This window comes from Streptomyces sp. NPDC001532 (genome assembly GCF_040298625.1).
Lineage (GTDB): Bacteria > Actinomycetota > Actinomycetes > Streptomycetales > Streptomycetaceae > Streptomyces.
In genome coordinates, this window is the sequence record NZ_JBEPAL010000034.1 from 69,746 (window position 1) to 84,437 (window position 14,692).

Annotated in this window: 12 protein-coding genes; 11 read left to right on the top strand and 1 reads right to left on the bottom strand. The window is 75.1% G+C overall.

Annotated elements, in window-relative coordinates:
- The first annotated feature begins 43 nt into the window (after positions 1 to 43).
- The 9 genes from ABT232_RS27240 to ABT232_RS27280 all read left to right on the top strand — a co-directional run bounded on the left by ABT232_RS27240 (position 44) and on the right by ABT232_RS27280 (position 10,442).
- A complete protein-coding gene (locus ABT232_RS27240; protein WP_351844507.1) occupies positions 44 to 1,021 on the top strand; it encodes an ABC transporter substrate-binding protein in 978 nt (325 codons plus the stop codon).
- On the top strand, positions 1,018 to 1,812 hold the full coding sequence (locus ABT232_RS27245; protein ID WP_351844509.1) for a 2,3-dihydro-2,3-dihydroxybenzoate dehydrogenase: 795 nt from the start codon (positions 1,018 to 1,020) through the stop codon (positions 1,810 to 1,812). Before ABT232_RS27240 ends, ABT232_RS27245 begins: the two co-directional genes overlap by 4 nt.
- Before the next feature lie 80 nt (positions 1,813 to 1,892).
- Positions 1,893 to 3,071, top strand: coding sequence for an isochorismate synthase (locus ABT232_RS27250; RefSeq protein WP_351844511.1), 1,179 nt, complete (start codon positions 1,893 to 1,895; stop codon positions 3,069 to 3,071).
- On the top strand, positions 3,068 to 4,696 hold the full coding sequence (locus tag ABT232_RS27255) for a (2,3-dihydroxybenzoyl)adenylate synthase (RefSeq protein ID WP_351844513.1): 1,629 nt from the start codon (positions 3,068 to 3,070) through the stop codon (positions 4,694 to 4,696). The genes ABT232_RS27250 and ABT232_RS27255 overlap by 4 nt, the downstream gene beginning before the upstream one ends.
- Positions 4,697 to 4,721: 25 nt before the next feature.
- Positions 4,722 to 5,354, top strand: coding sequence for an isochorismatase family protein (locus tag ABT232_RS27260; protein WP_351844515.1), 633 nt, complete (start codon positions 4,722 to 4,724; stop codon positions 5,352 to 5,354).
- A gap of 3 nt (positions 5,355 to 5,357) precedes the next feature.
- Complete coding sequence (locus tag ABT232_RS27265; RefSeq protein ID WP_351844517.1) at positions 5,358 to 5,588, top strand: phosphopantetheine-binding protein; 231 nt, start codon at positions 5,358 to 5,360, stop codon at positions 5,586 to 5,588.
- A gap of 8 nt (positions 5,589 to 5,596) precedes the next feature.
- A complete protein-coding gene (locus tag ABT232_RS27270; RefSeq protein ID WP_351844559.1) occupies positions 5,597 to 9,463 on the top strand; it encodes a non-ribosomal peptide synthetase in 3,867 nt (1,288 codons plus the stop codon).
- Entirely contained in the window at positions 9,460 to 9,663 is a 204-nt protein-coding gene (locus ABT232_RS27275) for an MbtH family NRPS accessory protein (protein WP_351844519.1), read from the top strand. Before ABT232_RS27270 ends, ABT232_RS27275 begins: the two co-directional genes overlap by 4 nt.
- A complete protein-coding gene (locus ABT232_RS27280) occupies positions 9,660 to 10,442 on the top strand; it encodes a 4'-phosphopantetheinyl transferase family protein (RefSeq protein ID WP_351844521.1) in 783 nt (260 codons plus the stop codon). Before ABT232_RS27275 ends, ABT232_RS27280 begins: the two co-directional genes overlap by 4 nt.
- On the opposite strand, the gene fes is transcribed toward ABT232_RS27280, so the two are convergent.
- Positions 10,369 to 11,622 carry an enterochelin esterase gene (fes, locus tag ABT232_RS27285; protein ID WP_351844523.1) on the bottom strand — a complete coding sequence of 418 codons (1,254 nt, stop codon included), beginning with the start codon at positions 11,620 to 11,622 and terminating at the stop codon, positions 10,369 to 10,371. The two genes, ABT232_RS27280 and fes, sit on opposite strands and share 74 nt — an antisense overlap.
- A gap of 116 nt (positions 11,623 to 11,738) precedes the next feature.
- On the opposite strand from fes, the gene ABT232_RS27290 reads away from it, so the two are divergent.
- Positions 11,739 to 13,520: a carbohydrate-binding protein gene (locus ABT232_RS27290; RefSeq protein WP_351844525.1), complete on the top strand. Its 1,782-nt coding sequence runs from the start codon at positions 11,739 to 11,741 to the stop codon at positions 13,518 to 13,520.
- A gap of 92 nt (positions 13,521 to 13,612) precedes the next feature.
- Positions 13,613 to 14,671: a YncE family protein gene (locus tag ABT232_RS27295; RefSeq protein WP_351844527.1), complete on the top strand. Its 1,059-nt coding sequence runs from the start codon at positions 13,613 to 13,615 to the stop codon at positions 14,669 to 14,671.
- The last annotated feature ends 21 nt before the right edge of the window (positions 14,672 to 14,692 follow it).

A 14,692-nucleotide genomic window follows, 5' to 3' on the forward strand; every position in this document is an offset into this window, starting at 1 on the left:
CTTCGTCCGTCCTCACCCTCTGTCCCGCAAGGAGCACGAACCCATGTCTGTACGCCTCCCCCGCCGCGCGGTCCTGTCCTCAGCCGCCGCCGTAGCCGCCGGAGCGCTGCTGCTCACCGGCTGCGGCGACGACGGCGGTGACGGCGGCAGCGGCGGCGGAGAAGCGGCGGGCACCCGTCGGATCACCGACGCCACCGGCCGCGAGGTCGAGGTGCCCAGCGACCCGCGCAAGGTCGTCGCCCTCAGCGAGCCCACGCTGGACGCGGCGCTCGCCCTCGGCGTCCAGCCGGTCGGCACGACCGCCGGCCGAGGCCAGACCGGCGTCTCCACCTACCTCGCCGGCAAGGCGTCCGAAGCGCAGGTGGTCGCCACCGTCGCCGAGGCGGACATGGAGAAGCTGGCCGCGCTCCAGCCCGACCTGATCCTGCTCGACGAGACCACCGCCGTGAAGGGCGAGGTCTCCAAGCTCCAGGCGATCGCGCCGACCGTGGTGACCGCCAAGCTCAACGAGGACTGGAAGAAGGCGTTCACCGCCACCGCGGACGCTCTGAACAAGAAGGCCGACGCCGAGCGGGTCCTCGCCGGCTTCGAGGCCGACGTCGCCGCCGCCAGGAAGAAGCTCGGTGACCAGGCCGGCGCGGTCGTCAGCGTCGTCCGCTGGCAGAACGGGGCGCCCTCCGTCGTCGGCCGGGGCAGGAACCACGTCGGCTCCACCCTCACCGCGCTCGGCCTGGACCGGCCCGAGGACCAGCGGGGCACCGGCACCGGGCACAGCGAGCCGGTGAGCCTGGAGAAGCTGTCCACCATCGACGGCGACTGGCTGTTCCTCGGCACCCTGGGCACCACCGCCGACGGCGAGAAGGCCTACGCCGAGGCGAGGAAGGTACCCAACTTCGGCAAGCTGGAGGCCGAGCGGGACGGACACGTCGTGGTGATCGAGGGCTCCGCGTGGAACAGCGCGGGCGGCCCGCTGGCCGCCGGGATCGTCCTCGCCGACGTGACCAAGGCCCTCGCCTCGTGAGCGCGGCACTGGCCGGCCGGCTCGCCCTGGTGACCGGGGCGGGCCGGGGCATCGGCGCCGCGGTGGTCACCGCCCTCGTCGAGGAGGGCGCCCGGGTGCTCGCCACCGACCTGCGCGAGGACGACCTCCAGGCGCTCGTCCGCAAGCACGGCGAACAGGCCGTCGCCACCCGCGTCCTGGACGTCACCGACGCGGCGGCCGTCGAGACGGCGGTGGCCGACGCCGAGCGCACGCTGGGTCCGCTGGACATCGCGGTGAACGTCGCCGGCGTCCTGCGCGGCGGCCATGTCGTCGACCTCACCGACGCGGACTGGGCGGCCACCTTCGCGGTCAACACCGACGGCGTCTTCCACGTCTCGCGGGCCGTCGCCCGGCGGATGACGGAACGCGGCCACGGCAGCATCGTCACCGTCGCCTCGAACGCCGCCGGCGTGCCCCGCACCGGCATGGCAGCCTACGCCGCCTCCAAAGCCGCCACCGTCATGTTCACCAAGTGCCTGGGCCTGGAGGTCGCCGCCTCCGGCGTCCGCTGCAACACGGTCTCCCCCGGCTCCACCCTCACCGAGATGCAGCGCGCGATGTGGGCCGCGTCCGGCAGCCACGACGAGACGGCCGCCGCCCGGCGGATCATCGAAGGCGACCCGGCGACCTACCGGACCGGCATCCCGCTGGGCCGCATCGCCGACCCCGCGGACGTCGCCGAGGCCGTCGTCTTCCTCGCCTCCGACCGCGCCCGCCACATCACCCTGCACGACCTGTACGTCGACGGCGGCGCCACCCTGCGCGCCTGACCCGGACCGCGCGCGGGCCCACACCCCGGCCTCCGCCCCCGCCCACCGGCCCCTCCTCGTGCCGTCCCCTGGAGACACCCATGTCCACCTCCCTGCACGAACCCCCCGCCCCCACCACCGCGCCGGGCGCCGCCACCGCCCTGCTGGAGGAGTACCGCCCCGCCACCGACCGGTTCCTCGGCACGCCCCGGCACACCCTGCTCGGGCGCGGCACCGCCGTCGCGATATCCGAGCCCGAACGGGTCCGGGACGTCCTCGGCGAGCTGCGCCGCCCCGGCACCCCCGCGCCCGTGGTGGTCGGCTCGGTGCCCTTCGCCGCCGGCGCCCCGGCCGCGCTCGCCGTGCCGGAATCGGTGCGCTGGGCCCCGCCGCTGCGCGAGGACCCGCTGATCGCGCTGCCCGTCCCGCACGACACCGGCCGGCCCGGCTGGCGGGTGCGGGAGGTGCCGACGGCCGAGCGGTACGGCGCCGCCGTCGCCGCCGCGGTGGCGCGGATGCGGGCCGGGGAGTTCGCCAAGGTCGTCCTCGCCCGCACCCTGGAGCTGACGTCCGACGAGGAGCCGGACCTGCCCGCGATGCTGCGCCGGCTGGCCCGCCGCGACCCGGACGGATACACCTTCGCGATGCCGACCGGCCCCGGCCGCACCCTGATCGGCGCCAGCCCCGAACTCCTGGTCGCCCGCCGGGGCGGCCGGCTGGTCGCCAACCCGCTCGCCGGGTCCGCCCCGCGCAGCGCCGACCTCGCCGAGGACGTACGGCGCGCCGCCGCCCTCCTGGAGTCCCCGAAGGACCTGCACGAGCACGCCGTGGTGGTGGCCGCCGTACGGGAGGCGCTGGCGCCGTACTGCGCCCGGCTCACGGTGCCGGAGCGGCCGACGCTGGTGCGCACCGCCGCCATGTGGCATCTGTCGACCACCGTCACCGGCGAGCCGGCCGACCCGGCGACGACCGCGCTGGACCTGGCGTCCGCGCTGCATCCGACGCCCGCGGTGTGCGGGACGCCGACGGAGGCGGCACGGGCCGTCATCGCCGCGTCGGAGCCCTTCGACCGCGGACCGTTCACCGGCATCGTCGGCTGGCAGGACGCCGACGGCGACGGCGAGTGGATCGTCACGATCCGCTGCGCGGAGGCCGAGGGACGGTCGCTGCGGCTGTTCGCGGGCGCCGGCGTGGTCGCGGGCTCCTCGCCCGAGGCGGAGACGGCGGAGACCGCAGCGAAGTTCCGCACGTTCCTGCACGCGGTGGGAGCCGAACTGTGAGCCTCACCCCCGGTGCCGACGCACCGACCTGGCCCGCCGAGTTCGCCGAGCGCTACCGCGCGGCCGGCTACTGGCGCGGGGAGACCTTCGGCGGTGTGCTGCGCGAGCGGGCCGCCGCCCACCCCGACCGGATCGCCCTGGTCGACCCGGCGCCCGAGCGCCGCACCTGGACGTACCGGCAACTGGACGAGCGTGCCGACCGCCTGGCCGCCGGATTCGCGGCGTACGGCATCGGACGCGGCGACCGGGTGGTCGTCCAGCTGCCGAACGTCGGCGAGTTCGTCGAGGTGGTCTTCGCGCTGTTCCGGATCGGCGCGCTGCCGGTGTTCGCGCTGCCCGCGCACCGCGAGACGGAGATCTCGCACTTCTGCTCCTTCGCCGAGGCCGTCGCCTATGTGATCCCGGACCGGCACGCCGGGTTCGACCACCGTGAGCTGGCCTCCGCGGTGCGGGCCCGCACACCCGGTCTCCGGCACGTGTTCGTGGCCGGCGACCCCGGCGAGCACACCGCGCTCGCCGAGGTGGCGCGCGAGCCGTCCGGCCCGCTGCCCGGCCCGGCCCCGCACGAGCTGGCGTTCCTCCAGCTGTCGGGCGGCACCACCGGGGTGTCCAAGCTGATCCCGCGCACCCACGACGACTACCTCTACTCGGTGCGGGGCTCCGACGAGATCTGCGGCGTGGACGCGGACACCCGCTTCCTCGTGGTGCTGCCCGCCGCGCACAACTTCCCGATGAGCTCGCCCGGCTGGCTGGGCGTGCTGTACGCGGGCGGCACGGCGGTCATGTGCCCGAAGCCGGATCCGGCGACCGCGTTCGGGCTGATCGAGCGGGAGCGGATCACCATGACCGGGCTGGTGCCGCCGCTCGCCCTGCTGTGGACGCAGGCAGCGCCCGGCAGCGACGCCGACCTCTCCACGCTGGAGCTGGTGCTGGTGGGCGGTGCCAAGTACAGCGAGGCGGCGGCGCGCAGGCTGGAGCCCGCGCTGGGCTGCCGGCTGATGCAGGTCTTCGGCATGGCCGAGGGCCTGGTCAACTACACCCGGCTGGACGACGACCCGGAGACCGTCGTCACCACGCAGGGCCGCCCCATCTCCCCGGACGACGAGATCCGCGTCGTCGACGACGCCGGACGGGACGTCCCCGACGGGCGGTTCGGGCATCTGCTGACGCGGGGCCCGTACACCATCCGCGGCTACTGGCGGGCACCCGAGCACAACCGGCGGGCCTTCACCGAGGACGGCTTCTACCGCACCGGTGACATCGTGCGCCGCACCCCGACCGGCCATCTGGTGGTGGAGGGGCGGGCCAAGGACCAGATCAACCGGGGCGGCGAGAAGATCGCGCCCGAGGAGGTCGAGAACATCATCCTCGGCCACCCGTCGGTGCACGACGTGTCCGTCGTCCCGGTGCCCGACGACTACCTGGGCGAGCGGTCGCTGGCCTACGTGATCCTGCGCGAGGGCGCCGAGCCGCTGAAGCCGGTCGCCGTCAAACGGTTCGTCCGCGACCGCGGGGTGGCCGCCTACAAGGTGCCCGACCTCGTGGAGTTCGTCGACGCCTTCCCGCAGACCGGCGTCGGCAAGGTCAGCAAGAAAGCGCTGCGGTCGACCGCCGAGCAGTCCTGAACGTTCCCGAAAGGCCCTCTTTACCATGGCACTTCCCGCCATCTCCCCCTATCCGCTCCCGGCGGCGGACGAGCTGCCCGCCAACCGGGTCGCGTGGACCGCGGACCCCGCGCGTGCCGTGCTGCTCGTCCACGACCTCCAGCGGCACTTCCTGTCCGCGTTCCCGGCCGGGCAGCAGCCGCTGACCGGACTGCTCGCCAACACCGCGCGGGTGCTGAAGGAGTGCCGCCGGCTGGGTGTGCCGGTGGTGTACTCGGCGCAGCGCGGCGGGCAGACGCCCGAGCAGCGCGGACTCCAGCTGGACTTCTGGGGCCCGGGCGTGGCCGACGACCCCGAGGCCCTGGCGGTGCCGGACGAGGTGGCCCCGGAGCCCGGCGACACCCTGCTGACCAAGTGGAAGTACAGCGCGTTCGCCCGCACCGAGCTGGAGGCGCTGCTGCGCGAGCGGGGCCGCGACCAGCTGGTGGTGGTCGGCGTGTACGCGCACATCGGGGTGCTGATGAGCGCCGTCGACGCCTGGCAGCGGGACATCCGGGCGTTCGTCGTCGCCGACGCGGTCGCCGACTTCTCCCGCGCGGAGCACGACATGGCGCTGCGCTGGGCGGCCGGCCGCTGCGCGGTCGTCACCACCGCCGACGCGCTGTTCCGGGAGGTCTGAGCGATGGCCCTCACCGTGGAGCTGATCCGCGCCGACGTCGCCGACTGTCTCGGCGAGGACCCGGCGGACATACCGGTGGACGAGAACCTGGTCGACCACGGCATGGACTCGGTCCGCATCATGGCCCTGCTGGAGCGCTGGCGCCGCGAGCACGGCATCACCGCCGACTTCGCGGACCTCGCCGAGCAGCCCGCCGTGGACGCCTGGGCGCTCCTTCTGGGGGCGGTACGGTGACCGGCACCATGACCGGGGCGGCGGCCGGCACCACCGTGCTGCCGCTGACCGCCGCCCAGTCGGGCATGTGGTTCGCGCAGGCCCTCGACCCGGGCAGCCCGGCGCAGAACACCGCCGAGTGCCTGGAGATCGACGGCCCGCTCGACGCCGTCCTGTTCGCCGAGGCGCTGCGCCGGGTGACCGCGGAGGCCGACGCGCTGCGCGTGCGCGTCGAGGACACCCCGGACGGACCGCGCCAGCGTCTGAGCGACACCATCGAACCGCCGCTGACCGTACGGGAGTGCGAGCCCGCCGAGGCGGAGGCGTGGATGCGCGCCGATCTCGCCGAACCGTGCGACCTGGCCGCCGGACCGCCGTTCCGGCATGCCCTGTTCCGCGTCGGCGAGCGGCGCTGGCTGTGGTACCAGCGCATCCACCACCTGGTGATGGACGGCTACGGCTACTCGCTGCTGGTGCGCCGCACCGCCGAGGTCTACTCGGCGCTCGCCCGCGGTGAGGAGCCCGGCCCGCGCGCCTTCGGCACCCTCGCCGACCTGGTCGCCGAGGACATCGCCTACCGCTCCTCCGAGGCGTTGGAGGCCGACCGCGCCCACTGGTCGAAGGCGTTCGCCGACCGGCCGGAGCCCTCGCGGCCGGCGGGCCGCGGCGCGCTGCCGTCCCGCACCTTCCTGCGGCGTACGGCCCATCTGGCGCCGGAGACCACCGAGCGGCTGCGGGAGCTGGCCGGCCGGCTGCGGGCCACCTGGCCGGATCTGCTGATCGCCGCGCAGGCCCTGTACACCGCGCGGGTCACCGCGCGCACCGAGGTCGTGCTGGGCCTGCCGATGATGGGCCGGATGGGCTCGGTGGCGCTGCGCGTGCCCGGCATGGTGATGAACGTGCTGCCGCTGCGGCTGACCGTCTCCCCGCAGGCGAGCTTCGCCGAGCTGGTCCGCCAGGTGGTGCTCGCGATCCGCGAGGTCCGCCGCCACCAGCGCTACCGCTACGAGGACATCCGCCGCGACCTGGGCCTGCTCGGCGAGAGCCGGGGCCTGGTGGGCCCGCTGGTGAACGTGATGCCGTTCGACTACGGCGTCGACTTCGCGGGCGCCCCGGCCCGCGCCCGGAACCTGTCCGCGGGCCCGGTCGACGACCTCACCGTCAACGTCTACGACCGCGCCGACGGCCGGGGCCTGCGCATCGACCACGACGGCAACCCCGAGCTGTACGACGAGGCCGCGCTCGCCGCGCACCAGGACCGCTTCCTGGAGCTGCTGTCCCGGCTCGCGGTGGCCGACCCGCGACTGCCGACGGCCGCGCATCCGGTCGCGACGCCGGACGAACAGGCGCTGGTGCTGGACGAGTTCAACCGCACCGACCGCGCGCTGCCGCTCACCACGCTGATCGGCCCGATCGAGTCCCGGGCCGCCCGCACCCCGGACGCCACCGCCCTCGTCCACGGCGACGTCTCGCTCACGTACGCCGAACTGAACGTCCGCGCCAACCGGCTGGCGCACCGCCTCCGGTCGCTGGGCGCCCGGCCCGGCGCGGTGGTGGCGGTGTCGGTGCCGCGCTCGGTGGAGCTGGTCGTGGCGCTGCTCGCGGTGCTGAAGGCGGGGGCAGCCTATCTGCCGCTCGACCCGGACTACCCGGCGGCGCGGCTGGCGGCGATGCTCGACGACGCCACGCCGGTGTGCGCGGTCACCGACCGGGCGGACCGGCTGCCGGCCGGCGCCGGGACGCCGCTGCTCGTCCTGGACGGGCTGGACGTGTCGGCCGAGCCGTGGGTGAACCCGCCGCGGGCCCTGACGCCTTCGCACCCCGCCTACGTCATCTACACCTCCGGCTCCACCGGTCGCCCCAAGGGCGTCGTCGTCCCGCACGGGGCGATCGACAACCGGCTGCGGTGGATGCAGGCCGAGTACCGGCTGACGGCCGACGACCGGGTGCTGCAGAAGACGCCGTCGTCGTTCGACGTGTCGGTGTGGGAGTTCTTCTGGCCGCTGCGCGAGGGCGCGACGCTGGTCGTCGCCGACCCCGGCGGGCACAAGGAACCGGCCTATCTGGCCCGGCTGATCCAGGAACAGGCCGTCACCACCTGCCACTTCGTGCCGTCGATGCTCCAGGTGTTCCTGGCCGAGCCGCGCGCCGCCGGCCGCACCGGGCTGCGCCGGGTGTTCGTCAGCGGCGAGGCGCTGCCCCGGGAGACCGCGAACGCCTTCGGGCGGACCCTGCCGGGCGTCGAGCTGCACAACCTGTACGGGCCGACCGAGGCCGCAGTCGACGTGACGTACCACGCCTGCGCCCCGCACGGCACGGGCCCGGTGCCGATCGGGCGGCCGGTGTGGAACACCCGCCTGTACGTGCTGGACGCGGCGCTCCAGCCGTGCCCGCCCGGGGTGCCGGGCGAGCTGTACCTGGCGGGTGCGCAGCTGGCCGAAGGCTATCTGCGTCGGCCGGAGCTGACCGCCTCCCGGTTCGTGGCCGACCCGTTCGGCCCGGCGGGCGGCCGGATGTACCGCACCGGTGACCTGGCGCGGTGGACGGCGGACGGCGAGGTCGAGTACCTCGGCCGCACCGACCACCAGGTGAAGCTGCGCGGACAGCGCATCGAACTCGGCGAGATCGAGGCCGCGCTGACGGCCCGGCCGGGTGTGGACGGCGCCTGCGCGCTGGTCCGCGAGGACCGGCTCGTCGGGTACGTCACCGGCGGCGCCGACCCCGTCGCCGTACGGGCCGCGCTGGCGCGGGAGCTGCCGGAGCACATGGTGCCGGCCGCGGTGGTCGCGCTGGCGGAGTTCCCGCTGAGTCCCAACGGCAAGCTGGACCGGCGGGCGCTGCCCGACCCGGCGTTCGCCGGAGCGGGCGCCCGGCGCCCGGCCACCGCCCGCGAGGAGGCGCTGACCCGGCTGTTCGCCGAGGTGCTGGAGGTCGCCGAGGCCGGTCCGGACGACGCGTTCTTCGACCTGGGCGGCACCTCGCTGCTCGCGGTACGGCTGGTGGGCCGGATCCGGGAGGAGTTCGGCGCCGAGCTGACGATCGGCTCGCTGTTCGAGGCGCCCACCCCGGCCGCGCTCGCCGCCCGGCTGGACGACGCGGGCGCGCCCGCCGGCGACGCCCTCGGTGTCGTCCTCCCGCTGCGCGCGGAGGGCGAGCGGACACCGCTGTTCGCCGTCCACCCGGCGGGCGGCATCGCCTGGTGCTACGCCGGGCTCACCGCCCGCCTCGGGCCCGGACAGCCCGTGTACGGCATCCAGGCGCGCGGCCTCGTCGGGGACGAGCCGCTGCCGCGCACGCTCCACGAGGAGGCGGTGGACTACGCCGAGCGGATCCGCGCGATCCGGCCGCACGGTCCCTACCGGCTGCTGGGCTGGTCGGTCGGCGGGGTGCTCGCGCACACCGTGGCCGTCCTCCTCCAGGAAGCCGGCGAGGAGGTCGAACTCCTCGCGCTGCTGGACGCGTTCCCGGCCGAGCAGTGGCGGGACCGGCCCGCGCCGGAGGAGGGCGACGCGCTCACGGCGGTGCTGCGGATGGCGGGCTTCGACCGCACCGGCGAACGCACCCGCGAGGACGTACTGGCCACCTTGCGCCGCGCGGGCAGCCCGCTGGCCGGGCTCTCCGACCACACCCTGTCGCGGATCGTCGACATCGTGCCGAACCACGCGCGGATGATGCGCGAGCACCGGCACCGCCGCTTCCGGGGCGATCTGCTCTTCTTCACCGCGGCCGCGCCGCGCGCCGAGGACTGGCTGACCCGCGAGGCGTGGCGGGCCCATGTGTCCGGCGCGATCGTCAACCACGATCTGGACTGCACCCATCCGCGGCTGATGCGGGACCGCCACCTCGACGACATCGCGGCGGTGCTCACCGCCCGCCTGAAGGAGCTGGACGCATGACCGCCGACGCGGGTCCCTTCGACCCGGGTGCCGACGACCGGGACACCCACCTGGTGCTGGAGAACGCCGAGGGGCGGCGGTCCCTGTGGCCGTTCTGGCGCGAGCCGCCGGCCGGCTGGACGGTCCGCTTCGGCCCGGCACCGTACGCGCGGTGCGTCGAACGGCTGGAGTCCGCGAGGCCGGAGGCGGTGCGCGGATGACCAGCCTGACGGCACCGCCGCGACTGCGGCCCCGGGTGCTGCTGCGCGGTCCGGGACTGCGGCCCCCGGACCTGGCCCAGGGCCCGCAGCTGTGGGTCGTACGCGCTCCGGAGACGGAACGGCCCGACGACGACGCGCTGCTCGACGAGAGCGAGCGGCGGCGCGCCTCGGCGCTGCGGCGGCCGCGCGAGCGGGCGCTGCACGAGGCCGCGCACCGGGGGCTGCGCCGGGTGCTGGGCGCGTACACCGGGCTGCCGCCCGCCGCCGTGCGGCTGGTCCGGGAGCCCTGTCCGGGCTGCGGCGGTCCGCACGGCCGCCCGGCGGTGGCGGGCCCCGCGGGTGCGCGGCTGCACTTCTCGCTGTCGCACGCGGAGGGCCTGGCGCTGCTGGCGCTGGCCGCCGAGCCGGTGGGCGTCGACGTGGAACGGGTGCCCCGGGCCCGGCTCGCCGAGGACGCCGCCGCCTCGCTGCACCGGTCCGAACAGGCCGAGCTGGCGCGGCTGGAGGCGGCCGCGCGGCCGGACGGGTTCGCCCGCTGCTGGACCCGCAAGGAGGCCTACCTCAAGGCCACCGGCGAAGGGCTGTCCGGTGCCGCGCTGCGGGACCACTACCTGGGCACCGGTCCGCGTCCGGCGGCGCCGCCCGGCTGGACGGTCACCGACGTCGACGTGCCGCTCGGCTGGGCCGCGGCCTGTGCCGTGCGGGTCAGCGGCCCAGCAGCTCCACCAGGCCGTCGGCCAGCTCGGTGCGCCAGCAGAGGTAGTCGTGGCCGCCGTTGAACTCCCGGTAGACGGTGTCGTGGTAGCCGGCGGCGGCGAGGGTGTCGCGCAGCCGGCGGGCCGCGGGCAGCGCCACCCACTCCTGCTCACCGAAGGACAGCCGGAACCTGACCGGCAGCCGCGGGGTGCGCGCGACGGCGTCGGTCAGCCACTCGGTGTCCGGTCCGACCGGCCACCAGAAGGAGCCGGACTGCACCAGCGCGTTGCCGAACCGGTGCGGCGCGGCGAGCGCGGTGTGGGCGGCGGTCAGGCCGCCGAGGCTCTGGCCGGCGACGACCGTGCGGGCCGGGTCGCCGGTGAGCGGCAGCAGTGCGGCCGCCCACGGCAGCAGTTCGTCCGCGAGGAAGGCCGCGTAGGCGGGCCGGCACGTCATCTCCGCCCAGCGGGTGGGTTCGTCGACGGAGTCCGGCAGCACGGCGGCGACCGGGGGGATCCGGCCGTCGGCGATCAGATTGTCGAGGAGATGGGAGAAGCCGAGGTGGGGCTGCCAGTGCTCGCCGTCCAGCAGGACGACGACCGGAAGCTTCTCGCCCGTGCGGTGCGGGGGCCGGTACAGCCAGGTCCGGCGGGTGCCGCCGAGGCGGGTGCTCGGCACCTCGTGCTCGGTGACGGTGCCGCGCGCCACCTCGGGCCGGGGCGTCCAGTCCACCGCCCGCGGAGCGGCGGGCAGTTCGGCGTACGACACCGGCTCGCCGTCCCAGCGGCGGGGCAGCGTGCGGGGGTTGTACGGGTCGGCGCCGCGGCGGGTGCGCAGCCACGGCCAGTAGCCCTCGGCACCGGGTTCCGGGCCGTCTCCTTCGTCGACGTACAGCTCGTACGTGCCGCGCCAGTCATGGCGCAGGCGCAGCGTCCAGTGCCAGACGTCGGTGCCGGGCACCCGCGTCATCAGGTTGCCCTGCGGGTCGCGCGGGTCGCCGAGCTTGTTCGGCAGCACCTGGACGGCGCGGGTCGCGGGGGTGCCGCGCCACAGGAACGTGACGGCCGCGTGGCCGGGATCGCCCTGCGGGTCGGGCCCGACGAGCGGGGTGCCGCGGTGGCGGACCTCCGCCCAGAAGTCCTCGGTGCGCTCCCCCGGCGCGGGCAGCGCGCGGGCCGGAGCGGTGAGGCGCGGCAGCGGGTGCGGCCGGGCCAGTCGGGGCGGACGGTGCGGGGCGCCCTCGGGCGGCTCGGACAGGAACATGCGGGCGGACTCCGGTTGACCAGGTTGACCAGGCAGAGCAATCGATTAGGCAAGCCTAACCTCACCCACCTTTCCCTTCGCGGGGACATCTCTCCCACCTCCCAGGAGCACATCTCATGACCTCTCACAGACCCCTGCCCAACCGCCTCCTCAGAGCGGCCGCCGGCACCACGCTGGCGCTGGGCGCGCTGGCGGTGCCGCTCGCCGCGGCGGTGGACACGGACGTCAGCAACAGCGTGGCGCTCGCGGCGGACGCGACGGCGCCCGCGGTGACGCTGGGCAGTACGTCCGTACCGGCGGGCGGCGAGGTGTCGTTCACCGCCACCGGCTTCCCGGCCGGGGCGACCCTCAGCGTGAAGTTCGACGACAAGACCCTGCTCGAGCAGTTCCCCATAGGCGCCGACGGCAGCGTGACCGCAGCGGTGACCGTGCCCGCGGACGCGACCGCCGGCGGCGGTCACTGGCTGCGCTTCCTGGCCCCGCAGACCAGTGTGCGCAGCGCCGACCTGACGGTGACGGCGCCGACACCGACGCCCACGCCCACCCCGACGCCCACACCGACCCCTACGCCTACTCCCACACCCACACCCACATTCACACCGACGTCCGCTCCGGTGGGCGATCCCGCCGTCAAGCTCACCGGCGGGTCCTCGGTCGCGGCGGGCGGCAAGGTCTCGTTCAAGCTCTCCGGGTTCGTGAAGGGCCAGGACGTCACGGTGAAGCTGGACGACGGGGAGATCCTCGCCCAGTGGCCGGACGCGGTCAGCGCCGACGGCACCTTCTCGGGCAGCGTCACCGTCCCGGCCGGCACCTCGGCGGGCGCGCACTGGCTGCGGTTCCTCGCGCCGGACCCGGCCACCAGTCTCAAGGCGGACATCAAGGTCACCTCGTCCGGATCGTCGGACGGCGGTTCGGACGGCGGTTCAGGCGGCGGCTCGGACTCCGGTTCCGGCTCGGGGTCGGGCTCGGGAGACTCCGGTTCCGGTACGGGCTCCGGCTCGGGCTCCGGCGGCACAGGCGCGGGCTCCGGCGGCAGCGACAGCGCCACCGGTACCTCCGCCACGATCACCGCCGGGTCCAGCGTCGCCGCGGGCGGCCAGGTCTCGTTCCGGGTCAGCGGATTCCCGGCCGGCCGGCAGTTGACAGTGAAGCTGGACGACGTCAAGATCATCGGGCAGTGGACGGTCGGAGCGGACGGCTCCTACGCGGGCAGCGTCACGGTCCCGGTCGGCACCACGAAGGGCGCGCACTGGCTGCGCTTCCTCGCCCCGAACCCGCCGACCAGCCTCAAGGCCGGGTTCACCGTGACCTCCGGCGCGGACGCCACGACGGCCGACGGCACCGGCACCACGGGCAGCTCCACGAGCGCCACCCCGGTGCCCGCCGCCTCGGGTGAGCCCGCCGGCGCGAGCAACGAGCGTGGCGCGAAGGCGGAGATCACCGCCAGCCAGGTGCAGCCCGGCGGCCGGCTGCACTTCACGGTGACGAAGTTCCCCGCCGAGGAGACCGTCACCATCAAGCTCGACGACGGCGCGATCCTCGGCCAGTGGGAGACGGACGAGGACGGCACGTACGAGGGTGACGTCACCGTCCCCGCGGACACCGCCGCCGGCGCGCACTGGCTGCGCTTCCTCGCCCCGAACCCGCCCACCACGCTGAAGGTCGACTTCACCGTGACGGCGGCCGGCGCGAGCGGCGGCGCGGCGGCATCCTCGACGACCGCCCCGCAGGACGCGACGACGAAGACCCTCGCCGCCGCCTCCCTGGAGGCCCCCGTCTCCTACGCGACGATCGCCTGGTCGGCCGCGGCCGCAGCGGCGGGCGGAGCGGCCGGGGCCGCGGCCACCACGCTGTTCGTGGTCCGCCGCCGCTCCTCCGGGTCCGCCACGGCCGGCTGACGCCGTCGCGGCACCCGACGTGCCCCACCGGGCACCCCCGAACCATTTCCCTCCATGAAGAGAAAACCCCGACCCAAGGGAGTCATCGCACCATGACCGCATCCACCCGTACCCGCCGTCGCACCACCGTCGCGGCCGCGACCGCCGTGGCGCTCGCCTCCTGCGGCACCGTCGCCGTGGCCGGCACCGCCTCCGCGAAGACGGACGCCACCTCGACGGTGACGACCGCGCCGCTCGTGCGCGGCCTGTACCAGTCGGCGTACTCGGAGCGCAACGACGCGCTCTGGGTCACCGTCGCCGTGGGCCGTCCGCCGGTCACCTCCAGCAGCCTGCTGAAGGTCGACCCGGACACCCTGGCGATCGAGCAGACCATCACCCCGCCCGTCACGAACGAGACCACCGGCGCCAAGGAGGCCGTCTACGGCGTCGCCGTCGACGACGAGCACAACACCGTCTGGGTGACCAACACCCGTGACAACAGCGTCGCCGTCTACAGCCAGAAGACCGGCGCGCACCTGGCGACCCTGCCGGACGTGGCGCACGCCCGGGAGATCGTCGTCGACGAGAAGCACGACACCGTGTGGGCGTCCGCGTTCGGCTCCGCGACCCTGGTCGCCTACGACTCGAAGACCTTCGAGGAGAAGCGCCGGGTCACCGTGGAGGGCTCCGGCCCGGCCGGCCTCACCGTGAACGAGCGCACCGGCACGCTGTACGCCGCCGACCTCAACGGCGACCGGCTGATCGAGGTCGGCCGCGCCTCCGACACCCCGCGGCTGATCCCGGTGGGCGACGGCCCGATCTCGGTGTCGCTGTCGAAGAACGGCAAGACCGCCTACACCGCCGAGCAGACGTCCGGCACGGTGTCGGTCGTCGACCTGAGGAAGGGAGAGGTGACGAAGACGATCGCCACCGGCGCGGGCGCCCTGTCGGTCGCGACCGACACCCGCACCGGCGACCTCGTGGTCGTCAACCGGACCGACGCGAACGCGACGGTCGTCGACCCGCGCACCGGGACCGTCGAGGAGACCGTGGCCACCGGCGTCAACCCGAACCACGTGGAGGTCGCCGACGGCGTCGCGTACGTGGTCGACAAGTCCGGCTCCGGCGCGGGCGGCGAGGACCTGCTGACCCGTATCCGCCTGGCTCACTGAGGCACCGCCGCCTGACGGGCG

Bases quoted from the DNA above. Each gene is read 5' to 3' on its own strand.
- ABT232_RS27240 (WP_351844507.1), top strand. From the start codon at position 44: ATGTCTGTACGCCTCCCCCGCCGCGCGGTCCTGTCCTCAGCCGCCGCC.
- fes (WP_351844523.1), bottom strand. From the start codon at position 11,622: ATGTTCCTGTCCGAGCCGCCCGAGGGCGCCCCGCACCGTCCGCCCCGA.
- ABT232_RS27270 (WP_351844559.1), top strand. From the start codon at position 5,597: ATGACCGGGGCGGCGGCCGGCACCACCGTGCTGCCGCTGACCGCCGCC.
- ABT232_RS27260 (WP_351844515.1), top strand. From the start codon at position 4,722: ATGGCACTTCCCGCCATCTCCCCCTATCCGCTCCCGGCGGCGGACGAG.
- ABT232_RS27275 (WP_351844519.1), top strand. From the start codon at position 9,460: ATGACCGCCGACGCGGGTCCCTTCGACCCGGGTGCCGACGACCGGGAC.
- ABT232_RS27265 (WP_351844517.1), top strand. From the start codon at position 5,358: ATGGCCCTCACCGTGGAGCTGATCCGCGCCGACGTCGCCGACTGTCTC.
- ABT232_RS27280 (WP_351844521.1), top strand. From the start codon at position 9,660: ATGACCAGCCTGACGGCACCGCCGCGACTGCGGCCCCGGGTGCTGCTG.
- ABT232_RS27290 (WP_351844525.1), top strand. From the start codon at position 11,739: ATGACCTCTCACAGACCCCTGCCCAACCGCCTCCTCAGAGCGGCCGCC.
- ABT232_RS27250 (WP_351844511.1), top strand. From the start codon at position 1,893: ATGTCCACCTCCCTGCACGAACCCCCCGCCCCCACCACCGCGCCGGGC.
- ABT232_RS27295 (WP_351844527.1), top strand. From the start codon at position 13,613: ATGACCGCATCCACCCGTACCCGCCGTCGCACCACCGTCGCGGCCGCG.